Source organism: Actinomadura sp. NEAU-AAG7 (assembly GCF_018603865.1).
Taxonomy (GTDB): Bacteria; Actinomycetota; Actinomycetes; order Streptosporangiales; family Streptosporangiaceae; genus Spirillospora; species Spirillospora litoris.
Genome location: NZ_JAHFZY010000010.1, coordinates 217,934 through 240,826, shown reverse-complemented (window position 1 = coordinate 240,826; position 22,893 = coordinate 217,934). Strand labels below are relative to the sequence as shown.

Genomic DNA, 22,893 nt, shown 5'->3' with positions numbered 1-22,893 from the left:
GACGGTCGTCCGGTGATGACGACGAAGTCGTCGGGGGTGCGCCGACCGTCCCCTGCGGTCCGGTTCCGTGTCGCCACGGCTTCGGTCCCACGGTCAGGCGCTGACGGCATCCGCGCTCGCGGCGTCCCCGGGCTGCGGCCGCGTACGGTCGCGAGCCGTCTCGGCGTCGTCGCCGGACGGCAGGCCGCTCTCCCGGTCGGGATCCAGGGGATCCGCGAGGCCACCGGTGGCCGCGTCGAGGGGCCCCTGCGCCAGCCTGGTCACCAGTGGTGGTGACGGCGGCGCGAGGTCGGCGACCTGGCGCAGTCCGGTGAGGATGTCGTCGGGTCGTACGGCGGGTGTGGAATGCCGAACAACCATTCGAAGTATCGCACAAGGGGCATCCGCCGCCTCGGCGGCGCGCCGGTCCGGCTCCGGGGACTGTGCCTCCAGGGCCTGGACGGCGGCGCGCACGTCGAACCGGCGCCGCCCCTTCTTGGTGAGGCGCTCGACCTCGATCTCCCCGGCGTCCAGGAAGGCGGCCACGGCAGCGGCGGCGTCGTCGTAGGACACCCCGTCCAGCCGGATCCGCCACCGCGACGCCTGGAGCCGATCGGTGAACGCGCCCGGTCTGACCGGCGCGTCCCCGGCGCGTCCCGCCCGCACCGGCACGACATCGACGATGTCGAGCCCGGCGGGCAGTGCGGCGTCGAGCTCGTCCCGGACCCGCGCGGGGTCGCGGGTCTCGGTGAGCCCGATCTCAAGGTACTCGGCCTCGCTGGCCACCCCCGTCGCCGCCGCACCCGCGTACGAGATCTTCGGGTGGGGGGTGAATCCGGCGCTGAACGCGACAGGTATCCCGGCGCGCCGTACGGCGCGTTCCACGGCCCGGGAGATGTCGCGGTGGCTCGTGAACCGCAGCCTGCCCCGCTTGGCGTAGCGGACGCGAAGGCGCTGGATCACGGGGGCCGGGGCCGGCCCCTCCGGCATGGGTGCCAGGGCTCTTCGTCCTTCCTACTCGTGGTCGAGTCGAAAACGTCTCCCTATAGAGTACGGGGCCCGGCGCGCCCTTTCGCCCCTGGCCGGGGTCGGGCGAGCGCAAGCCCCGCAGCTCAGGGCGTTCACACGGCCGGTTCAGGCCCGGTCGAATCCCGTTCGGCCTGGGGATACGCCCGGCGCGGCGGGCCCGGGGCGGCGCCGGTCAGACGACCGAGAGCGGCAGCAGCTTCTTGCCCGTGGGGCCGATCTGGATCTCGGTGCCCATCGTGGGGCAGACGCCGCAGTCGTAGCAGGGCGTCCAGCGGCAGTCCTCGACCTCGGTCTCGTCGACCGCGTCCTGCCAGTCCTGCCAGAGCCACTCGCGGTCGAGCCCGGCGTCGAGGTGGTCCCAGGGGAGCACCTCGACCTCGTCGCGCTCGCGGACGGTGTACCAGTCGAGATCGACGGGCTGACCGGCGAAGACCTTGCCGGCGGCGGCCGTCCAGCGCTCGAAGGAGAAGTGCTCGCTCCAGCCGTCGAAGCGCCCGCCGTCCTCCCAGACGGCGCGGATGACCTCGCCCACCCGGCGGTCGCCGCGCGACAGCAGGCCCTCGATGATGGACGGGCGGCCGTCGTGGTAGCGCAGCCCGATGGCGCGGCCGTACTCGCGGTCGGCGCGCAGCGCGTCCTTGAGGGCGTGCAGGCGGCGGTCGACGGTCTCGTGGTCGCACTGGGCGGCCCACTGGAACGGGGTGTGCGGCTTCGGGACGAACCCGCCGATGGACACCGTGCAGCGGATGTCCTTGCGGCCGGTGGCCTCGCGGCCGGCCTGGATGACGCGCCTGGCCATCCCGGCGATCGCGAGGACGTCCTCGTCCTCCTCGGTGGGCAGCCCGCACATGAAGTACAGCTTGACCTGCCGCCAGCCGTTCTCGTAGGCGGTGCCGACGGTGCGGATCAGGTCGTCCTCGGTGACCATCTTGTTGATCACCTTGCGCATCCGCTCGGAGCCGCCCTCGGGCGCGAACGTCAGCCCGGAGCGCCGCCCGCCGCGCGAGAACTCGTTGGCGAGCGTGATGTTGAAGGCGTCCACGCGGGTGGAGGGCAGCGACAGCGAGGTGTTGGTGCCCTCGTAGCGGTCGGCGAGCCCCTTGGCGACCTCGCCGATCTCGCTGTGGTCGGCGCTGGACAGGCTGAGCAGCCCGACCTCCTGGAAGCCCGACTCCGACAGGCCCTGCTCGACCATCGCGCCGATCGTGGTGATCGACCGCTCCCGCACCGGCCGGGTGATCATCCCGGCCTGGCAGAACCGGCAGCCCCGGGTGCAGCCGCGGAAGATCTCGACGCTGAACCGCTCGTGCACGGTCTCGGCGAGCGGGACCAGCGGCTTGCGCGGGTAGGGCCACTGGTCGAGGTCCATGACCGTGTGCTTCTCGACCCGCCACGGCACGCCCGGACGGTTGGGCGCGACCCGCTGGATCCGCCCGTCCGGCAGGTAGCTCACGTCGTAGAAGCGCGGCACGTACACGCCGCCGGACGCGGCGAGGCGCAGCAGCAGCCCGTCGCGGCCGTCCGGCTCGCCCTCGGCCTTCCACTCGCGGACCACCTCGGTGATCGCCAGCGCGACCTCCTCGCCGTCGCCGAGGACGGCCGCGTCGAGGAAGTCGGCGATCGGCTCGGGGTTGAACGCGGCGTGCCCGCCCGCCAGCACGATCGGGTGCTCCGCGCCCCGGTCGGCGGCGCGCAGCGGGATCCCGGCGAGGTCGAGCGCCGTCAGCAGGTTGGTGTAGCCGAGTTCGGTCGAGAACGAGACGCCGAACACGTCGAACGCGGCGACCGGGCGGTGCGCGTCCACGGTGAACTGCGGGAGGCCGTGCTCGCGCATGACGGCCTCCATGTCGGGCCAGACCGAGTAGGTCCGCTCCGCGAGGACGCCGTCGCGCTCGTTGAGGATCTCGTAGAGGATCTGGACGCCCTGGTTCGGCAGCCCGACCTCGTAGGCGTCCGGGTACATGAGCGCCCACCGGACCTCGGCCTCGTCCCAATCCTTGACCTGGGAGTTCAACTCCCCGCCGACGTACTGGATCGGCTTTTGCACGCGCGGGAGCAGCGGCTCCAGTCGCGGGAAGATCGACTGGACGGGCATGGCGGTGTCCTCCGTGGTGGGGCCATGGGCGAACGTCCAGCCTACCGCCGCGCGACCGGCGGCCCGCCCGGCCGGGGCCCGCCGCCCGGTCGGAGGACCGCCGCTCAGTCGAAGGGCCTGCGGCGGACGTGCACCGCCTGCAACAGGCCGAAGGCGATCATGTTCGCGAACGTGGCGGAGCCGCCGTAGGACACGAACGGCAGCGGCAGCCCGGTGATCGGCATGATCCCGACCGTCATCCCGACGTTCTCGAACGTCTGGAACGCCAGCCAGCACACCACGCCGGTCGCGACCAGCGTGCCGAACAGGTCGGCGGCCTGGGTCGCGATGCGCAGCCCGCGCCACAGCACGACGCCGAGCAGCAGGATGATCACGGCGGCGCCGACGAAGCCGAGCTCCTCCCCCGCGACCGTGAAGATGAAGTCGGTCTGCTGCTCGGGGACGAAGTGCCCGCCGGTCTGCTCGCCGTTGAACAGGCCCTTGCCGAACGTCCCGCCGGAGCCGATCGCGATCCGCGCCTGCTGGGCGTTGTACCCGGCGCCGCGCGGGTCGGCGGAGGGGTCCATGAACGCGGTGAACCGGTCGAGCTGGTAGGGCTTGAGCAGGCCGAAGAACCACACCGCGAAGCCCGCGGCCAGGCCGCCGCCGACCAGCCCGGCGAGCCAGCGCTTGCGGGCGCCCGAGACCGCCAGCATGCCGAGCACCACGGCGGTGAACACCAGCGTCGTGCCGAGGTCGGGCTGGAGCATGATCAGCGCGGCGGGCACACCCGCGAGCGCGAGCGCGAGCAGCACGTCGCGGCGGCCCGGCCCGATCTCGCCGTCGCGCGGCTCGCCGAGGATCATCGCGAGCAGCACGACGAGCCCGACCTTGGCGAACTCCGAGGGCTGCACCTGGAACCCGCCGCCGACCACGATCCACGAGTGCGAGCCGTTGATCGTCGAGCCGAGCGGGGTGAGGACGGCGACCAGCCCCACGCAGGCCAGCCCGTACAGGATCGGGACGTAGGCGCGCAGCAGCCGGTAGTCGAGCACGGTCACCAGGCCGCCGAGCGCGAACCCGATCAGCAGGTTCAGGATGTGCCGCTTGAGGAAGCCCTCCGGGTCCTTGCCCTGGTCGGTCATGAGCTGGAAGGTCGCCGAGCGGACCAGCAGCGCGCCGATCAGCGACAGCACGAGGACGGTCAGGCACAGCGTCCAGTCGAGGCGCCGCAACCCGGCGACCACGCTCTGCCAGAGCGCCCGGTCGCGGTACCCGCCGACCGATCCGACGTTGGCCTCGTTCACGGTGCGGCTCCATCGGCCGGAGGCTTGGGCAGCTCGGACGGCAGCTTGCCGTCCTTCAGGAGGGGCTTCTTGTCCTTCGTCCCGTACATGGCCTCCCAGATCGCGCGGACGGTGGGGGCCGCCGTGGACGCGCCCGTGCCGCCCTGCGACACCATCGCGATGACCGCGAAGCGCGGCTTCTTCACCGGGCCGAACGAGGCGAACCAGGACGTGTCGTCCTTGCCGTAGACCTCGGCGGTGCCGGTCTTCCCGGCGACGTCGACGCGGTCGAAGTCGAACCCGGAGAACGCTCCGGCGGCCGTGCCCTTCTTGGTCACGTCGGCGAGGCCACTGCGGACGTACCTGAGGACCTTGCCGTCCACCGGCAGCCTCCGCTCCGGCCGCTGGGAGATCCGGCGCAGGAGCGAGCCGTCCGGCCGCATCAGCGCGACGCCGAGGTGGGGGGTGACCAGGCGGCCGCCGTTGGCGAGCGCCGCGTAGGCGCGGGCGAGTTGGAGCGGCGTGACCAGCACGTCGCCCTGCCCGACGGAGAAGTTCGCGGCGTCGCCCGCGCGCCAGACGAAGCCCTCGGTGCAGTTCTCGGAGGCGATCGAGCGCAGGTAGGCGGCGCGGGCCGGGTCGGTCTTGGCGACGCTCGGGTAGCCCTCCTTGGCGCCCTTGCAGTCGGCCTTCCTGGTCGCCTCCCAGTAGGAGCGCTTCCAGGCCCGGTCGGGGATGCGGCCGGGCGTCTCGCTCGGCAGGTCGATGCCGGTGCGGGCGCCGAACCCGAAGGAGCGGGCCATCCCCACCATCGGGTCGGACGGGTTCTTCTTCGGCTTCATGCCCCCGTCGCGCAGCCACTCCTCGTAGGCGAACTTGTAGAAGATCGTGTCGCAGGAGACGACCAGCGCCTCGTGCAGGTTCATGTTGCCGTGGCCCTGGCCCTCGAAGTTCGTGAACGCGCGGCTGCCGACGTTGTAGGAGCCGGGGCAGGGGTAGATGCCGTTCAGCCCGTAGCCGTCCTTCACCGCCGCCGCCACCGAGGAGATCTTGAACGTCGAGCCGGGCGCGAACTGGCCCTGGGTGACGCGCGAGGTGAGCGGCTCGCCCTTCTTCTTGCCGAGCAGCCCGTCGTACTCGTCCTGGGAGATGCCGCCGGTCCAGATGCTCGGGTCGTAGGTGGGGTAGCTCGCCATCGCGACCATCTTGCCGGTCTGCACGTCCATCACGACGGCGGCGCCCGCGTCGGCCTTGTGGCCCTGCTTGCGCGCGCCCTCGACCGCGGTCTGGAGCGCCTTCTCCGCCGCGCCCTGCACGCCCGCGTCGATGCTGGTGACGAGGTTGCCGCCGACGACCGGCGCCTTCTCGGCGGCGGTCCCGGTGACGCGGCCCTGGCTGTCGACGAGCACCTTGCGGTAGCCGGGCTCGCCGCGCAGGTCGGCGTCGTACTGCGCCTCCAGACCGGCGCGCCCGATCAGGTCGACGCCGCTGTAGCCGGTGACCTTCAGGCCCTTGCGCTGGTCGAGCTCCTCCTGCGTGATCGGCTGGAGGTAGCCGAGCGCCTGCGCGGCGCCCGCGCCCTCGGGCCGCGGGTAGTCGCGGACGGCCTGGACCTGCGCGGTGACGCCGGGGAAGTCCTCCTGCCGCTCCATGATCTGCAACGCGCGGCGGGGGTCGACGCGGTCGTCCACCGGGATCGGCTGGTAGGGGGAGCCCGGCCAGCACGGCCGCTTGATGCCGGGGCCGCACAGCCGGATCCGCTTCTCGATCTCCTCCTGGCTCGTGCCGAGGACCCCGGCGAGCCGCCTCAGGACGGAGGTGCCGTGGTCGCGCTGCCGCGACAGCGAGGTGCGGTCGACCGAGACGACCAGCGCGCTGCGGTTGCGGACCAGCGGGCGGCCCTGGCCGTCCAGGATCATGCCCCGGATCGCGGGGACGACGATGTCGCGGGTGCGGTTCTGCGCGGCGACCTGCCGGTAGTGCGTGCCCGACAGCACCTGGAGCGACCAGAGCCGCCCGACCAGCACCAGCAGCAGCGCCGCCACGAGGACGTACAGCACCACCAGCCGGAAGTGCGTCCTGGGGTTCACAGGCTCCCGCTCCGCCCCGACATCGCGCGGTAGCGGGCGGCGGGCACCGAGAAGCGGTCGCCGCGCGCGCGGTCGCCGCGCTCGAACCTCCGGGTGACGCGCAGCACCGCCCACACGACGAACGGGCTGGCGACCACGTCGTAGACGACCTGGAGCGGCACCATCCGCGACACCGTGCCCCACTCGGCGCGCGGGTCGCCGAGGATCATCCCGGTCGCCGCGTACAGCACGGCGCCCGCGAGGGCCCCGGCGGCGACGGCGAAGAACGGCACGACCGACTGGCGGTCCATCTCGGCGGAGGCGATCCCGCACAGGTAGCCGATGAGGCAGTAGACGAGGGCGTAGCGCCCGAGCGTGTGGTCGGCGGGCGGGACGATGTCGGCGGCCAGGCCCGCCAGGAACCCGGTGACCATACCGGTCATCGAGCCGCTGACCAGGGCGAGCGCCACCACGGCCAGCAGGACGAGGTCGGGCTGGACCCCGCCGGGCGTCGGCAGCCGGTTGGCCACCGACACCTGGAGGATCAGCGCGACCGCGACCACCAGGACGGTCATCACCCGACGCCCGGTCTGCGACTTCTCCGGCACGTTCAGCACGTCAGTCCTCTGAGGTCGGTCTCGGGTGCGGGCTCTTGGTGCCGCGCGGCCTCGCCTTGGCCGGGTCCCCGGAGGGCGACGCGCCGGGGCTCGGCTTCCCGGTCGGCGCCGGGGTCGGGGTCGGCGGCGGGGCCGGCTTGGGCGGCAGCACCGCGTCGCGCGGGTCGTGCCGGGGCGGCGCGACGACGACACCGACCACGTCCAGGCTGGTGAAGCGGACGAACGGCCGGACGTAGGCGGTGCGGGTCAGCCCGCCGCTGGAGTTGTCGATGCGCTCGACGACGCCGATCGGGACGCCCGGCACGTACGGCCGCTCGCCCTGCGACCCGAGCGTGACGACGCGCTGCCCGACGCGCATCGGCGCCGCCGCGTCCAGCAGCTGGAAGCGCAGCGGGGTGGCGCCGTTGCCGAGGCCGCGGCGGCCGCGGCCCTGCACGATCCCGATCTCCTTGGAGTCCTCCAGGCGGGAGCCGATCGAGGACGTCTGGTCGGTGGCGAGCAGCACGGTCGCGGTGGCGGGCCCGACGCGGGTGACGCGGCCGACGAGCCCCTGCGCGCTCATCACGGTCATGTCGGTCCTGATGCCGTTGCGGGTGCCGACATCGATCGTGACGGTGTCCTCGAAGCCCTGCCCGGCGGAGATCACCTGCGCCGCGCGGATCCGGTAGCCGCCCGCCCCGGCGGTGCCGAGCAGCCGCTGGAGCTGGGCGGAGCGGTCCTGGTCGAGGCGGCCCGCGCGCAGTTGCTCGCGCAGCCGCTGGTTCTCCCGTTCGAGCCGGTCGGCGCGGTGGCGCTCGCCCGGCGCGTCGGTGATGGCGTCGAAGGTGTCCCCGACCGGCCGCACGACCGAGGCCGAGGCCCGCTCGACCGGGCCGAACACCGCCGCGCCGACGTCGCGCAGCCCGCGCAGCGGGGAGTGCTCCCCGCCGCGGTAGTCAACGGTGATCATCGCGAGCGCCGTGACGATCAGCGCGCCGAGGACCACGCGGGTCCGCCGGGTGTCCTTCACCCACCGACCTCCCGTTTCTCCTGAATCCGCCGGGAGCTCAGTGCCGCGGCTCCGGGACGAGCACCTGCCGGAGCGACTCGAAGTCCTCGACGCACTTGCCCGTGCCGAGCACGACCGAGTCGAGCGGGTTGTCCACGAGGTGGATCGGCATGCCGGTCTCCTCGCGGAGCCGCTCGTCGAGGTTCTTCAGCAGGGCTCCGCCGCCGGTGAGGGCGATCCCGCGGTCCATGATGTCGCCCGACAGCTCGGGCGGGCACTTGTCGAGCGTGGTCTTCACCGCGTCCACGATGGAGTTGACCGGCTCCTCGATCGCGCGCCGCACCTCCTCGGCGGAGATCACGACGGTCTTCGGCAGCCCGCTGACCAGGTCGCGGCCGCGGATCTCGGCGTGCGGCTCCTCGTCCCCGCCCGGGTAGGCGGAGCCGATCGCCATCTTGATCTCCTCGGCGGTCCGTTCCCCGAGCATGAGCGAGTACTCCTTCTTGGAGAAGGAGATGACCGCCTGGTCGAGTTCGTCGCCGCCGACGCGGACCGACTGGCTCGTGACGATGCCGCCGAGCGAGATGATCGCGACCTCGGTGGTACCGCCGCCGATGTCGACGACCATGTTGCCGGTGGGCTCGTAGACGGGCAGCCCGGCGCCGATCGCGGCGGCCATGGGCTCCTCGATGATGTAGACGCGGCGGGCGCCGGCCTGGTACCCGGCCTCCTTGACGGCGCGCTGCTCCACCCCGGTGATGCCGCTCGGCACCGCCACCACGATGCGCGGTTTGGCGAAGTGCCGGCGCTTGTGCACCTTCTGGATGAAGTAGCGGAGCATCCGCTCGGTGACGTCGAAGTCGGCGATCACGCCGTCCTTGAGCGGGCGGACGGCGACGATGTTGCCGGGCGTGCGGCCGATCATCCGCTTCGCCTCGATGCCGACCGCGACGATCTTCCCGGTGTTGGTGTTGATCGCCACCACCGAGGGTTCGTTCAGGACGATGCCACGCCCGCGCACGTACACCAGCGTGTTGGCGGTGCCAAGATCGACCGCCATGTCACGGCCAAGAAACGACAGCTTGTTACCCATGAAGAAAGGGAGCCCTTCATCTTGACGGGCGTGTATAGCGGCTTGTCCATCGTAACGTGCTCACGCGCCAGCGGGCAGTCACCCCCGGCGCGCGCGTCGCCAAAAATTCGTGTGCTGAGCAGCCTTGTTTTAGTTAAAACACAACGCGGGCCGGTCCGCCGGCCCGCGTGTGTCGATGTGCCTCGTCCGGGCGCCGCCCGGAGGGGGGTCAGCCCAGTTCGGGGAAGAACAGCTTGATCTCGCGCTCGGCGGAGTAGGTGGAGTCGGAGCCGTGCACGATGTTCTCGCCGATCTCCAGCGCGAAGTCGCCGCGGATGGTGCCGGGGGTGGCGCTCACCGGGTCGGTGGCGCCGGCGAGGGCGCGGAACGCCTCGATGGCGCGCGGGCCCTCGACCACCATCGCGACCAGCGGGCCGCCGGTGATGAACTCGACCAGCTCGCCGAAGAACGGCTTGCTGGCGTGCTCCTCGTAGTGCGCCTCGGCGGTCTCGCGCGCGAGCGTGCGCAGTTCGAGCGCGACGAGCGACAGGCCCTTGCGCTCGATCCGCGAGATCACCTCGCCGACGACGCCGCGGCGGACACCGTCGGGCTTGACCAGGACAAGAGTGCGCTCGGACACGGAAGACTCTCCTCGATGAGTTTCGGATCGGGGTGGCGCCGCCCCGTCCGACGGGGCCGGCCAGGCGTGACCGGTCACGCCGCGGCCCGCGCACCACTGCGCGCGAATCCTACCCGGCGCCGGGCCCCGCGGCGGCCTCGGCCTCTCCGGCGGCGGCCCCGGGGGCCGGGTCGATCGCGGCGGCGGCGCGTCCCGTCGCCCGCGCGCCGGCACGCGCGGCGCGGGCGGCGGCGCGGGCCCGGGAGCGGGCGCCGGCGAGGGCGCCCGCGCGGACCGTCGCGGCGGCGAGCGGCACGAGCGCCCCGGCCGCGGCGGCGAGCCAGACGTGGTAGCCGCCGGCCAGCGCGTCCAACTGCTGCGCCTGCGTCACCGGGCGGGCCCGCACGAGCCAGGACGCCTGGAGCGACAGCACGACGAGCTGACCCGCGAGGACGGCCGGGAACAGCAGCGCCAGCCCGAACAGCGCCGCGCCGGCGGACGCGTCGCGCAGCGAGGCGGCCAGCGCCAGGCCCGCCCCGGCGCCGAGCGGGACGAGGAGGGCGCACAGGCTCGCCTGCCCCGCCGTCCCGCCCGCGAGGCCGTCCGCGAGCCCGAACGTGCGGCCGGTCGCGAGGCCGAACGGCAGGGCGGCGAGCATCAGGCCGTACCCCGCCAGGACGCCGGCCTTGGGCCTCGCCCGCAGGGACGCGAGCGCCCCCGCGATCGCGGCGGCACCGGCGAGCGCGAACGGCGTCAGCGGCACACCGGTGCCGCCGCGCGCGTGGGCGCCCACGGCGGCGAGCCCCGCCAGCGGCGCGGCGACCGGGTAGGTGAGCAGCCCGGTCGCGATCATGACGACCGCGCAGCCGTGCGGGCCGCCCACCGAGGCGTCCCCGCCGCAGGCGAGCGCGAGGGCGAGCAGCGCGGGCAGCGCGAGCGCGCCGACGGCGAGCCGCGCGCCCGGCGACCACCCGTCCGCCGCGACGACGGCGAGGAACGCGAACCCCGCCGAGGGGACGAGCGGCAGCACGAGTTGGCCGCGCTCGATGTGCCGCGGCGCGGGCAGCCGCCACGGGCCGCGCCCGCGCAGGAACAGGAACAGCGCGACGGCGGCGACGGCCGCGATCGCGGGCCAGGGGGTGGGGGCGAGCGCGCGGTGCCAGTCCGGGCCGCGCGCGGCGTCCCCGCGCGACATCGGGACGAGGCGCAGCGCCACCGGCATCGCCGCCAGCAGCGCGCACACCAGGCCGCCCGCCCAGAGCGCGGCGAGCGCGCGGCTGCGCCGCTCCCAGATCAGGACGAGCGAGGCGGGCAGCACGATGCCCGCCCCCGCGCCCTCCGCCGCGCGGACGAACCCGGCCTGCGGCACCGATCCGGCGAACCGCGCCGCGCCGATCCCGGCGAGCAGCAGGAGCAGCCCGGCGGCGGCCACCGAGCACGCGGAGAACCGGCGGGCGGCGACGGCGGCGAGCGGCACCGCGAGCAGCAGCGCGGGCAGCGACAGGCCGGTGGCGCGCAGCAGCCCGGCGACGTCGCCCGTGCCGAGGCGCAGCGCCTCGGCGGCCGCGGGCGCGACGTTCGCGGTGGTGTCGGGGACGGTCAGCACGGCGGCGGGCAGCACGGTCGCGGCCATCACCAGCGCGCCGGACGTGGCGGCGACGGTGGCCGCCCGGCCCCGCCGGGCCGGGTGTTGGTATGTGCGGGTGGACACGACCTTCTCCTCCGGAGGTCGCCGTCCACCAACGTCCAGCATTTCCCAAAAGAGAAAGATGTCGGAATTGACCGGGAAGGGAAAGCGCAGGCGGACGGGAATGGGCGCCGCCTCCGAATTTAGCGCGCCGCCGCTTCCCGCGCCTTGCGTCCCATCCAAATCGCCGTTCCCCAGAGCGCCCCGAACAGGGCGCCGAGGAAGAACATGGTCGGCACCATGAACCCGGTCGCGATGACGAGCACCTGGAGGACCGTGCCCGCCGGGACCGCCCAGGAGAACCGCAGCAGCCCGGCCATCAGCAGGCAGACGACCGCCAGCCCCCCGCACACCGCGCCCGCCGTGCCGCCGCTCACGTCCAGGACGGCCACCGCCACCGGGATCGCGAGCGCGATCACGACCGCCTCGCAGGCCAGCACCGTGGCCAGCAGCCGCCGCACCGGATCCCCGGCGGGCCGCGCCCGGGAGGCCCCCGGCCCGCCAGTGCCCAAGCCGCCCGTGCCCGCGCCGCCCGTGCCCGCGCTCGTGTCGTCGCCCGCGCCGGATGCGTCCATGACCGTCACCGGCCCTCCCCTACGCGCAGCAGCGTCCTGGCGTCGCCGACCGTGACCACCGACCCGGTGATCAGGACGCCCGCGCCCTGGTACTCGCCGGTCTCCTCGGCCAGCCCGATGGCCCGGTCGATGGCGTCGTCGAGCCGGTCGGCGATGTGCACGCGCTCGGGCCCGAAGATCCCCCCGGCGATCTCGGCCAGCTCCTCGGGCGGCAGCGAGCGCGGCGAGGTGTTGCGGGTCACGACCAGCTCGGCGAGGACGGGTTCGAGCTGGTCGAGCATGCCCGCGACGTCCTTGTCGGCGGCGGCGGCGAGCACCCCGACCAGCCGGGTGAAGCCGAACGACTCGGTGACGGTCTGGACGCTCGCGGCCATCCCGGCGGGGTTGTGCGCCGCGTCCAGCAGGACGGTCGGGCCCGTCCGGACGACCTCAAGGCGCCCCGGCGACGCGGCCTTGGCGAACCCGCTGCGCACGAGCGCCGGGTCGAGCCCGCCGTCGCCGCCGGTGTAGGTCTCGCCGGGCGCGACGCGGGTGGCGGCCTCCAGGCCCGCCTCCCCCGCGCTCGCCGCGCCGCCCGCGAACGCCTCGACGGCGGCGAGCGCGGTCGCGGCGTTGCCCGCCTGGTGCTCGCCGAACAGCGGGAGGAAGACCTCGTCGTAGATCCCGTGCAGGCCCTGGAGGCGCAGCATCTGGCCGCCGAACGCGACCTCGCGGCCGAGCACGCCGAACTCGATGCCCTCGCGGGCCGCCGTCGCGCCGCTCTCCACGACCCGCCGCAGCAGCACCTCGGCCGCCTCCACCGGCTGCTGCGCCAGCACGGCGACCGCGCCGGGCTTGATGATCCCGGCCTTCTCGCCCGCGATCTCCTCGACGGTGTCGCCGAGGTAGCGGGTGTGGTCCAGGCCGATCGGGGTGATCACGGCGACGGCGCCGTCGGCGAGGTTGGTGGCGTCCCAGGTGCCGCCCATCCCGGTCTCGACGACCGCGACGTCGACCGGCGCGTCGGCGAACGCCGCGTAGGCCATGGCGGTGAGGACCTCGAAGAACGACAGCGGCACCGGGTGCTTGCCGTCGATCATCTGGACGTAGGGCAGGACGTCGCGCAGCGTCTCGACGAACCGCTCCTCGCTGAGCGGCTCCCCGTCGATCGCGATCCGCTCCCGCAGCGTGGTCATCTCCGGGCTGGTGTAGAGGCCGGTGCGCAGCCCGCGCTCGCGCAGCAGCGCCTCGATGAGCCGCGCGGTGCTGGTCTTGCCGTTCGTCCCGGCCACATGGATGACGGGGTAGGCGCGGTGGGGGTCGCCCAGGACGTCGACCAGGTCGCGGACGCGGTCGAGCGTGGGGTCGATCTCCCACTCGACGCCGCGGCTCATGATCACGCCGATGGCGTCCCGGTAGTCGAGCGGCTCGGTTGGCTGGCTCACGATGCTCCATGACTGCGGAAAGTGACCCTCAGAGCCTACTCGGCACCGCCGCCCGGCCCGCCCCGGGCCGGGCACTGCGAGCATGGGACGCATGGGCGCCGATGAGGTCTTCTTCGCGGAGTGGGAACGACGCGCCGCCGGGGCGAAACGCAGCCTTCCCCGTGCGCGCGCGCTGGCGGAGGCCCTTGGCGTCCTCTCCCTGGACGTTCCGCTCCTGACCGTCGTGGGCTCCAAGGGAAAGGGCACGGCCGCGACCTACGCGTCGGCCTTTTTGGCTGCGGCGGGCAGGCGCGTGTGCACGGTGACGAGCCCCGGCCTGCGCGACAACCGCGACCGCCTCCGTGTGGACGGCCGAGCCGTGTCGGAGGGCGACCTCGCCTCCCTGGGGCGGCGGCTCCGCGACGGCATCGCCGTGCTCGCGCCCTCCGAGGGCTACCTGTCCCCCGCCGGGCTGTTCACGCTCGCGGGCGTCCTGCACGCGCGCGACGTGGACGCGGACGTGCTGGTCCTGGAAGCGGGCATGGGCGGACGCTCGGACGAGGTCGGCCTGTTCCCCCCGGACGTCGTCGCCCTCACCCCCGTCTTCGGCGAGCACCTCGGCGTCCTCGGCGACACGGCCGCGGAGATCGCGCTCGACAAGCTCGGCGTGGCCGGGCCGCGCACGCGAGCCGTTCTCTCCGCGCCGCAGTCCCCCGAGGTCGCGGACGCGCTGGCGGGACGCGTCGAGTACGTCGCACCCGGCGACGGCGGCCTCGCCCCCGACCTGCTGCCCGAAGGGCTCGGACGGATCAGCGCCGAACTCGGCGTCGCCGCCGCGCGGCGCGTGCCCGGCGTGGGCGAGCCCGACCCCGCGCGGACGGCGGCGGTGCTGGCGTCGGTCGTCCTGCCGGGGCGGCTGTCCTGGCACCGCGTCCCCGGGTCCGCGACCACCGTGCTCGTCGACTCCGCCGTCGACCGGACGGGCGTCGCCGCCGCGCTCGCCGCCGCCCGCGCCCGCTGGGGAGCCGTCGACCACGCCGTCGTCTGCCTGCCCGACCACAAGGACCTGGACGGCGCGGTCGCCGCGCTCGGCGACGTGCCCGTGACGTTCGTCCGGCTCCCGGCGGCGCACCTGCGCTTCACCCGCGCGCTCCCGCCGTCCTGGGACGTCGTCGAGGCGGCCGCCATCACGCCCGCCTCGCTCGCCACCCTCGGGCACCGCGTCCTCGCCGTCGGGACCGTCTACTTCACCGGCCTCGTCCTCGACGCGGTGGACGCCGGGACGCGGCGGCTGTTCAACGCCGGGGCTTCTCCACGTCCTGGCGGATCCGGCGCATGAGGTCGGCCACCACCGGGATCTCCTGGTTCGCCGCCGCCGTCACGTCGAGGGCGGTGCCCGGGGAGCCCGCGGCGTCCACGGTGTTCGTCGTGTTCGTCGTGTTCGTCGCGTTCGCGGCGGCGCGCACGGCGATGTTGGACGCGACGACGCCGTAGGAGTCCTTCGTCGCCCACGCGCAGTAGACGTGCACCTCGGCCAGCACGGCGAACGACCCGCACAGCGCCCGCCCGCCCTCCTTGCCCGGGCCGGTGCTCTGCGCGGCGATGAACGTCGGCGGGCGGATCGTCCGCAGGAAGGCGACCGGGTCGCCGACCGCGCCCGTCCCGCCCATGAACAGCACGTTCAGCGGCCCGCCCGGCGCGTCGGCGTAGACGGCCGCGCCGTCCTTGCTCACCGGGACGCCGCCCGCCCTGACCGCCGCCGCGACGAACGGGTAGGCCGCGCTCGTCACCGGCTGCGCGGTGCCGTCCCGGCGCAGCCCGCCCGCGACCGCGACCGCCGTGATCCGCCGCTTGGACGCGGTGATCTCCGAGCCGGTCTTCTTCCCGCCGTTCGAGCGGAACGCCAGCACGCCCGCCAGGAGCACCACGACGAGGAGCGCGCCGACGCCCGCGCCGAGCAGCAGCCTCGGGACCGGCTTGCGCTCACCGGGCCCGGCCCCCGGAAGCGGAGGCTGGGGCGCCACCGGAAGCGGCCCGGTGCCGTTCGGCGGAGGGGGGACCGCGTGCGGGCCCGTGCCGTCCTGGACGTTCTGCGGGCCGGTGCCGCCGCCCTGGTCCACCGACCACCACGGAAGCGACGCGCCCCACGGCGCCGCCTCCAACCCCGGCTCCAACCCCGGCTCCGGCCCCGGTTCGGGCACGGGTCCGGGCGGCGGTTGCGGGTCGGCGTCGTCGGCGGCCCGCGCCACGGCCACGTCGTCACCGGACGGGACGTCCGGCGCGTCGGACGGAGAAGGTGAACCGGCCATTGCACTCCCGAAGATTCCCTTGCCCGCGCGGGGGCGCCGCCCACGGCCCGCGGACGAGACGGATCGTAGCCTGGATCAGCCCGCCGGAAGCGCCGCGAGCTGTGCCTGGAGCCGCTCGATGTCGGCCTCGGCCTGGCCCAGCCGCTCCCGGTTCTTCGCCACGACCGCCTCGGGCGCCTTGGCCATGAACGCCTCGTTGCCGAGCTTGCCGCGCGCCTGCCCCGCCTCCTTGCGGGCGGCGGCGAGGTCCTTCTCCAGCCGCTTGCGCTCGGCGGCGACGTCGATGGCGCCCGCCGTGTCGAGCCGGACCGTCACGCCCTCGACCGGCAGCGCCGCGGTCGCCGTGAACGCCTCGCCGGGCGGCGTCAGCCGCAGCAGCGCGCGGACGCCCTCCTCGTGCGCGGCCAGCGGCGAGTCCCCCCACGCGAGCTCGGCGGCGACGCGCTGGCCCGGCTTGAGGCCCTGGTCGGCGCGGAACCGGCGGACCTCGGTGACCAGGCGCTGCAGCGACTCGACCGTCGCCTCGGCGGCGCGGTCGGCGCGCCCGGCGTCCGCCGCTGGCCAGGGCGCGGTGACCACCGTGGCCTCGCGGGTCTCTTGCGGGGGGGCGACCCCCCGCTCCCCCCGGAACGGCCCCGTCAGCGACCCCCACAGCTCCTCGGTGACGAACGGGATCACGGGGTGGAGCAGCCGCAGCAGGTTGTCGAGCACCTCGCCGAGGACGCGGCGCGTCGCCTCCGCCCGCTCGTCCGCGAGCTGGACCTTCGCCAGCTCCACGTACCAGTCGCAGACCTCGTCCCACGCGAAGTGGTAGAGCGTCTCGCACGCCTTGGCGAAGTCGTAGGAGTCCAGGTGGGCGTCCACCTCGGCGATGACGGCGTGCAGGCGCGAGAGCACCCACGCGTCCACGGTCGACACCTCGGCGGGCATCGCGCCGCGCACGTGCGCGCCGTTGATCAGCGCGAACCGCGTCGCGTTCCACAGCTTGTTGCAGAAGTTGCGCGACCCCTGCGCCCAGTCCTCGGCGACCGGGACGTCGCCGCCCGGGTTCGCGCCGCGCAGCAGCGTGAAGCGGGTCGCGTCGGCGCCGTACCGGTCGATCCAGTCGAGCGGGTCGACGACGTTGCCGAACGACTTCGACATCTTCTTGCCGTGCTGGTCGCGGACCATCCCGTGCAGCGCGATCTCCTTGAACGGCACGACGCCGTCCATCGCGTACAGGCCGAACATCATCATCCGCGCGACCCAGAAGAACAGGATGTCGTAGCCGGTGACCAGCACCGACGTCGGGTAGAAGCGCTCCAGCTCGGGCGTCTTGGCCGGCCAGCCGAGCGTCGAGAACGGCCACAGCGCCGAGGAGAACCAGGTGTCGAGGACGTCGGTGTCCTGCGTCCAGCCCTCGGGCGCCGCCTCGTCGGGCCCCGGGCAGACGACCTCGCCGCCGGGCCCGTACCAGACGGGGATCCGGTGCCCCCACCAGAGCTGGCGGCTGATGCACCAGTCGTGCATGTTGTCGACCCACTCGAAGTAGCGGGCCGCCATCTCCGGCGGGTGGACCGCGACCCGCCCGTCCCGGACGGCGTCGCCCGCCGCCCGCGCCAGCGGCTCGACCTTCACGAACCACTGGAGCGACACGCGCGGCTCGACGACCGTCGCGCAGCGCTGGCAGTGCCCCACCGAGTGCTCGTACGGGCGGACCTCCTTGGTGATCCGCCCCTGCTCGCGCAGCGCCGCGACCACGGCGGGCCGCGCCTCGAAGCGGTCCAGGCCCTCGAACGGGCCGTGCGCGGTGACGACGCCCCGCTCGTCCAGGACGGTCAGCGACGGCAGGCCGTGGCGGCGGCCGATCTCGAAGTCGTTCGGGTCGTGCGCCGGGGTGACCTTCACCGCGCCGGTGCCGAACGCGGGGTCGACGTGCTCGTCGGCGACGACCGGGATGCGGCGGCCGGTCAGCGGCAGCTCGATCTCGCGGCCCACCAGGTGCCGGTAGCGCTCGTCGTCCGGGTGGACGGCGACGGCGGTGTCGCCGAGCATCGTCTCCGCCCGGGTCGTCGCGACGACGATCGCGTCCTCGCCCGACCCGTACCGGATCGACACCAGCTCGCCCTCGCGGTCGGCGTGCTCGACCTCGATGTCCGACAGCGCGGTCAGGCAGCGCGGGCACCAGTTGATGATGCGCTCGGCGCGGTAGATGAGCCCGTCGTCGAACAGCCGCTTGAAGATCGTCCGGACCGCGCGGGCGCGGTCCTCGTCCATCGTGAACGCCTCGCGCGTCCAGTCGACGCTGTCGCCGAGCCGGCGCATCTGGCCGAGGATGCGGCCGCCGAACTCGCCCTTCCACTTCCAGACCCGCTCCACGAACGCCTCGCGGCCGAGGTCGTGCCGGGACAGGCCCTCCTTGGCCAGCTCGCGCTCCACCACGTTCTGCGTGGCGATGCCCGCGTGGTCCATGCCGGGCACCCACACCACCTCCCGGCCCCGCATCCGGTTGCGCCGGACGAGCGTGTCCTGGATGGAGTGGTCGAGCGCGTGCCCCATGTGCAGCGAACCGGTGACGTTCGGCGGCGGGATCACGATCGAGAAGGCGGGGCGGGAGGGGTCGCGTTCCGGGTCGGCGGTGAACAGCCCCGCCGATACCCAGCGCTCGTACAACCGGCCCTCGACATCGGCCGGTCGGTACTGGGTGGGCAGGTCGACGTCCGCGCCGGCCTCCTGGCCGCGCTCAGTGCTGGGCTGTGTCACGACCGACGATTCTACGGGCCCACCGGGGGTGGAACGCCGGGCGGCGCCGGCGGGGCGTCCCGGCGTTTCCCGTCGCGGTCGGGACACAGGTCACCTGACACCGGGTCGTCCCGCCCGCAAGGCTTGACGGCGAACGCCCGCGTGCGCGGGGCGGGAGTCCACGGCCGCGGAGCGAGAGGGGTTGGGACGGGATGCGAGCGGTACTGGCACGCGCCGCCGTGCTGGCCGGCGCGTTCGCCGCGGGGGCCGCGGCGGCACATGCCGCGGGCATCCCCCACCTCCTCCGTCTCACCTCAGAACTGCAACGTTCCAGGGAACGGATCCTCGCCAGCCGCGAGGAGGAGCGCCGCAGGCTCCGCCACGACCTGCACGACGGGCTCGGCCCGACGCTGGCGAGCCTCGCGATGTCGCTGGACGCGGCGCGCATCACGCTCGCCTGCGAGCCCGAGCGGATGGAACCGCTGCTGTCGGACGTCCGGGACCGGCTCGCGATCGCCGTCGGGGAGATCCGCGACATGGCGCACGGGCTGCGGCCCCCCGCCCTGGACGACCTCGGCCTCGTCGCCGCCATCCAGTCCTTCGCCGAGGGCTGCTGCGACCGGGTCGTCGTCCGCTTCGACGGCGACCCCGCCGGGCTGCCCGCCGCCGTGGAGGTCGCCGCGTACCGGATCGCGCAGGAGGCGCTGACCAACGTCCGCCTGCACGCCCCCGGCAGCACCGTGCTGGTCCTGCTGACCCGCGACACCGAACTCCACCTGCTGGTCGCCGACACCGGTCCGGGCCTGCACGAGACGTCCCGGGGCGGCCGGCCGAAGTCGCGCCGCGGCCTCGCCGCGATGAAGGAGTGGGCGGCCGAACTCGGCGGCGGCTGCTCGGTCGCGTCCCGGACGGGCGGCGGCACCGTCGTCACCGCGCATCTTCCGCTCGCTGTGGCCGGGACGACCTCCGGGTACCATCGCCCTGCGACGCGACCACGGAACCCGGCGCCGGAGGGCGCCCGAACCGCCGAGCGGAGGCGAGGCAGTGGGCACTGAGTCCATCCGCGTGCTCATCACCGACGACCATCCGGTGTTCCGGCAGGGCCTCAAGGGGCTCCTCCAGGCGCTCGGCGTGGACGTCGTGGGCGAGGCCGAGTGCGGCCCCGACGCCGTCCGGATGGCCGCCGAACTGCAACCCGACGTCGTCGTGATGGACCTGCACATGCCCGGCGGCAACGGCATCGAGGCCACCCGCACGATCACCCGCACCAGCCCGCGCATCGGCGTCCTCGTCCTCACGATGTTCCGCGACGACGACTCGGTCTTCGCCGCGATGCGCGCCGGCGCCCGCGGCTACCTGCTGAAGGAGTCGGGGGCCGAGGAGATCGCGCGCGCCGTCAAGGCCGTCGCGGCGGGCGAGGCCATCTACGGCCCGGAGATCGCGCGCCGCGTCCTCACCTACTTCACCGACATGCCCGACCCGCGCCAGGCCGCCTTCCCCGAGCTCACCGAGCGCGAGCGGGAGGTCCTGGAACTGATCGCGCAGGGCCGCAGCAACGCCGAGATCGCCGGGACGCTCTTCCTCAGCCAGAAGACCGTCCGCAACCACGTCTCGAACATCTTCATGAAGCTGCACGTCGCCGACCGCGCCCAGGCCATCGTGCTGGCCCGCGAGGCGGGCCTGGGCGAATCCACCCCCCGCTGACCCCGCCTAGCCGTACCTGACCGGCCTCACCGGCCCGTCCCCAGGCCACCCGCACCACGCCGAACGCCCTCGCGGACTCCGCCGCACCACCCGCGCCCGGCTCGGCCGCCCCTGACCGGTCTCGGCCGACACATCTCGGCCGCACCGCCTGCGCGACTCGCCCCAGCCGCCTCCCCCTGATGGGCTCTGGCCCCCGGGCCCCACGCGGCCCCACGTCCGGCAGGGCTTCCTCGCGGACTCTGATGCACCACCCGGGCCAACCCGCGCCGGGCAGTGCGTCCTCGCGGACCCTGAGACGTCGTCCGGGCCATCCGCGCCCGGTAGAGCGGCCCCCGCAAGGTCTGACGCGCCATCCGGGCCGCTGGCGCGCAGCAGGGCATCCCTCGCGGGCTCTGATGCGCCGTCCGCGGCGGCTGGCGCCTCGCGGGTCGCTTCCTGCGGGATCGGGGCGGGCGGCGGGCGGCCCGAGGGAGGCCGTTGCGGCTCGTCGGGGTTTTGTCGTGAAATGCGGCAGCGCGCCCGTGGGGACCACGGGCGCGCTGCTCTCCAGACCTTAGGGGCCGGGGCCCCGGCGGGGCTCCGGCCGCCGGTCAGGCGGACTTCTCGCGGGGTTCGCGCTTGGGCCGGTCGCGCGGGACCAGGGTGGGGTTGACGTGCTCCAGGACGGCCTCGCGCGTGATCACGACGCGCGCCACGTCGTGGCGGCTCGGGACCTCGTACATCACCGACAGGAGCACCTCCTCCATGATCGCGCGGAGGCCGCGGGCGCCGGTGCCGCGCAGGATGGCCTGGTCGGCGATGGCCTCCAGCGCGTCGTCGGTGAACTCCAGGTCGACACCGTCCAGCTCGAACAGGCGGTGGTACTGGCGCACCAGCGCGTTCTTCGGCTCGGTGAGGATGTTGATCAGGGCCTCGCGGTCCAGGTTGTGGACGGAGGTGATCGACGGCAGCCGGCCGATGAACTCGGGGATCATCCCGAACTTCAGCAGGTCCTCGGGCATCACGTCGCCCAGGACGGCCGAGGCGTCCTCGAAGTCGGACTTGGAGCGGATCTGGGCGCCGAAGCCCATCCCCTGCTTGCCGACCCGCGACTCGACGATCTTCTCCAGGCCCGCGAACGCGCCGCCGCAGATGAACAGCACGTTCGTGGTGTCGATCTGGATGAACTCCTGGTGCGGATGCTTGCGGCCGCCCTGCGGCGGAACGCTGGCGGTGGTGCCCTCCAGGATCTTCAGCAGCGCCTGCTGGACGCCCTCCCCCGAGACGTCCCTGGTGATCGACGGGTTCTCGCTCTTGCGGGCGATCTTGTCGACCTCGTCGATGTAGATGATCCCGGTCTCGGCCTTCTTGACGTCGTAGTCGGCCGCCTGGATCAGTTTGAGCAGGATGTTCTCGACATCCTCGCCCACGTATCCGGCCTCCGTCAGCGCCGTGGCGTCCGCGATGGCGAACGGGACGTTGAGGAGTTTGGCGAGCGTCTGCGCGAGCAGCGTCTTGCCCGATCCGGTGGGGCCCAGCAGCAGGATGTTGGACTTGCCCAGCTCGACCGGGTCGTCCCTGCCGGTGTCACCCGACTGGATCCGCTTGTAGTGGTTGTAGACGGCGACGGAGAGTGCCTTCTTCGCCGTCTCCTGGCCGATGACGTAGGAATCCAGGAACTCGTAGATCTCCCGCGGCTTCGGCAGGTTGTCCCACTTGAGGTCGGAGGTCTCGGAGAGCTCCTCCTCGATGATCTCGTTGCAGAGATCGATGCACTCGTCGCAGATGTACACGCCCGGACCCGCGATGAGCTTTTTGACCTGCTTCTGGCTCTTGCCGCAGAACGAGCACTTGAGCAGGTCACCACCGTCGCCGATGCGTGCCACCCAACTGTCTCCTTTTCGTGGGGCCGCGCGCCTGAGAGGATGCGGCGCAGCTCGGTTGCGTCCCGAAGGCTCTCGACGTTGGACTCGACGTTACCGCCTCCAACGGACTAGGTGAGCCCCTCGCCCGGAAGTATGACGACCGGGCTGGGGGACTCCCTCGTCCTCGTGTCGTCTCAGGACGACACTACCTCGGCCTTGCGCTTCCTGCTGACGAAGACGTCGTCGATGAGACCGTACTCCTTCGCCTCGTCCGCCGTCAGAATCTTGTCGCGCTCGATATCGCGGCGGACCTCTTCGATGCCCCGGCCGCTGTGCTCGGCGAGGATGCTCTCCAGCAGTTCGCGGATCCGCATGATCTCGCGGGCCTGGATCTCGATGTCGCTGGACTGCCCGTAGGTGCCCTCGGTGGCGGGCTGGTGGATCAGGATCCGCGAGTTCGGCAGCGCCGCCCGCTTGCCCTTCGTGCCGGCGGCCAGCAGCACCGCGGCGGCGGAGGCGGCCTGGCCGATGCAGACCGTCTGGACGTCGGGCTTGACGAACTGCATCGTGTCGTAGATCGCCGTCATCGCGGTGAACGAGCCGCCGGGCGAGTTGATGTAGATGCTGATGTCGCGGTCGGGGTCGATCGACTCCAGCGTGATCAGCTGGGCCATCACGTCGTTGGCGGACGCGTCGTCGATCTGCACGCCGAGGAAGATGATCCGCTCCTCGAAGAGCTTGTTGTACGGGTTCATCTCCTTGACCCCGTACGTGGTGCGCTCGACGAAGGACGGGATGATGTAGCGGTTGTCGACCGGCGTCGCGGACCCGCCCGCCTGGACGCCGGGACGGGTGAGATCGGTGAAGCCGGGTCGGATGAGGTCGCTCACTGTGTGCCTCCGATTAATGGTTCAGGT

Annotated in this window: 18 protein-coding genes; 3 read left to right on the top strand and 15 right to left on the bottom strand. The window is 73.4% G+C overall.

Annotated features, from left to right (window positions below):
- Positions 1-93: 93 nt before the first annotated feature.
- The 11 genes from KLI87_RS36255 to KLI87_RS36205 form a co-directional block, all read right to left on the bottom strand.
- Complete coding sequence (locus KLI87_RS36255; RefSeq protein WP_214620642.1) at positions 94-969, bottom strand: TIGR03936 family radical SAM-associated protein; 876 nt, start codon at positions 967-969, stop codon at positions 94-96.
- 211 nt (positions 970-1,180) lie between these two features.
- Entirely contained in the window at positions 1,181-3,103 is a 1,923-nt protein-coding gene (locus tag KLI87_RS36250; protein WP_156218032.1) for a TIGR03960 family B12-binding radical SAM protein, read from the bottom strand.
- A 104-nt stretch (positions 3,104-3,207) separates the two neighbouring features.
- Positions 3,208-4,389, bottom strand: a complete 1,182-nt coding sequence (gene rodA, locus KLI87_RS36245) for a rod shape-determining protein RodA (protein ID WP_214620641.1) — start codon at positions 4,387-4,389, stop codon at positions 3,208-3,210.
- Positions 4,386-6,458 carry a penicillin-binding protein 2 gene (mrdA, locus tag KLI87_RS36240; RefSeq protein WP_214620640.1) on the bottom strand — a complete coding sequence of 691 codons (2,073 nt, stop codon included), beginning with the start codon at positions 6,456-6,458 and terminating at the stop codon, positions 4,386-4,388. The genes rodA and mrdA overlap by 4 nt, the downstream gene beginning before the upstream one ends.
- Positions 6,455-7,054, bottom strand: a complete 600-nt coding sequence (mreD, locus tag KLI87_RS36235; RefSeq protein ID WP_214620639.1) for a rod shape-determining protein MreD — start codon at positions 7,052-7,054, stop codon at positions 6,455-6,457. Before mreD ends, mrdA begins: the two co-directional genes overlap by 4 nt.
- A 1-nt stretch (position 7,055) precedes the next feature.
- The gene (mreC, locus tag KLI87_RS36230) at positions 7,056-8,063 is read right to left on the bottom strand and encodes a rod shape-determining protein MreC (RefSeq protein ID WP_214620638.1); all 1,008 of its coding nucleotides are present in this window, start codon (positions 8,061-8,063) and stop codon (positions 7,056-7,058) included.
- Between the two features lie 37 nt (positions 8,064-8,100).
- Positions 8,101-9,135 (bottom strand): rod shape-determining protein, encoded by a 1,035-nt coding sequence (locus KLI87_RS36225; RefSeq protein WP_067461266.1) that lies wholly within the window; start codon positions 9,133-9,135, stop codon positions 8,101-8,103.
- 208 nt (positions 9,136-9,343) lie between these two features.
- A complete protein-coding gene (gene ndk / locus KLI87_RS36220) occupies positions 9,344-9,754 on the bottom strand; it encodes a nucleoside-diphosphate kinase (protein ID WP_214620637.1) in 411 nt (136 codons plus the stop codon).
- 109 nt (positions 9,755-9,863) lie between these two features.
- Complete coding sequence (locus KLI87_RS36215; RefSeq protein ID WP_214620636.1) at positions 9,864-11,444, bottom strand: hypothetical protein; 1,581 nt, start codon at positions 11,442-11,444, stop codon at positions 9,864-9,866.
- A 119-nt stretch (positions 11,445-11,563) separates the two neighbouring features.
- Positions 11,564-11,995: a DUF4233 domain-containing protein gene (locus tag KLI87_RS36210; protein ID WP_214620668.1), complete on the bottom strand. Its 432-nt coding sequence runs from the start codon at positions 11,993-11,995 to the stop codon at positions 11,564-11,566.
- A 5-nt stretch (positions 11,996-12,000) separates the two neighbouring features.
- Positions 12,001-13,368 carry a folylpolyglutamate synthase/dihydrofolate synthase family protein gene (locus KLI87_RS36205; RefSeq protein WP_156218153.1) on the bottom strand — a complete coding sequence of 456 codons (1,368 nt, stop codon included), beginning with the start codon at positions 13,366-13,368 and terminating at the stop codon, positions 12,001-12,003.
- A gap of 142 nt (positions 13,369-13,510) precedes the next feature.
- Between KLI87_RS36205 and KLI87_RS36200 the strand changes: the two genes are divergently transcribed.
- Positions 13,511-14,737, top strand: coding sequence for a hypothetical protein (locus KLI87_RS36200; RefSeq protein ID WP_214620635.1), 1,227 nt, complete (start codon positions 13,511-13,513; stop codon positions 14,735-14,737).
- On the opposite strand, the gene KLI87_RS36195 is transcribed toward KLI87_RS36200, so the two are convergent.
- Both KLI87_RS36195 and KLI87_RS36190 read right to left on the bottom strand, forming a co-directional pair.
- Positions 14,694-15,707 carry a hypothetical protein gene (locus KLI87_RS36195; protein ID WP_214620634.1) on the bottom strand — a complete coding sequence of 338 codons (1,014 nt, stop codon included), beginning with the start codon at positions 15,705-15,707 and terminating at the stop codon, positions 14,694-14,696. The genes KLI87_RS36200 and KLI87_RS36195 overlap by 44 nt on opposite strands.
- A 75-nt stretch (positions 15,708-15,782) precedes the next feature.
- A complete protein-coding gene (locus tag KLI87_RS36190) occupies positions 15,783-18,449 on the bottom strand; it encodes a valine--tRNA ligase (RefSeq protein ID WP_214620633.1) in 2,667 nt (888 codons plus the stop codon).
- A gap of 191 nt (positions 18,450-18,640) precedes the next feature.
- Here KLI87_RS36190 and KLI87_RS36185 point away from each other — a divergent pair, with 191 nt between their 5' ends.
- Entirely contained in the window at positions 18,641-19,483 is an 843-nt protein-coding gene (locus KLI87_RS36185) for a sensor histidine kinase (RefSeq protein WP_156218028.1), read from the top strand.
- Entirely contained in the window at positions 19,473-20,132 is a 660-nt protein-coding gene (locus KLI87_RS36180; protein WP_214620632.1) for a response regulator transcription factor, read from the top strand. The genes KLI87_RS36185 and KLI87_RS36180 overlap by 11 nt, the downstream gene beginning before the upstream one ends.
- A 590-nt stretch (positions 20,133-20,722) precedes the next feature.
- On the opposite strand, the gene clpX is transcribed toward KLI87_RS36180, so the two are convergent.
- A complete protein-coding gene (gene clpX, locus KLI87_RS36175; protein ID WP_214620631.1) occupies positions 20,723-21,997 on the bottom strand; it encodes an ATP-dependent Clp protease ATP-binding subunit ClpX in 1,275 nt (424 codons plus the stop codon).
- Positions 21,998-22,170: 173 nt separating this feature from the next.
- On the bottom strand, positions 22,171-22,776 hold the full coding sequence (locus KLI87_RS36170) for an ATP-dependent Clp protease proteolytic subunit (protein ID WP_214620667.1): 606 nt from the start codon (positions 22,774-22,776) through the stop codon (positions 22,171-22,173).
- Positions 22,777-22,893 lie beyond the last annotated feature (117 nt).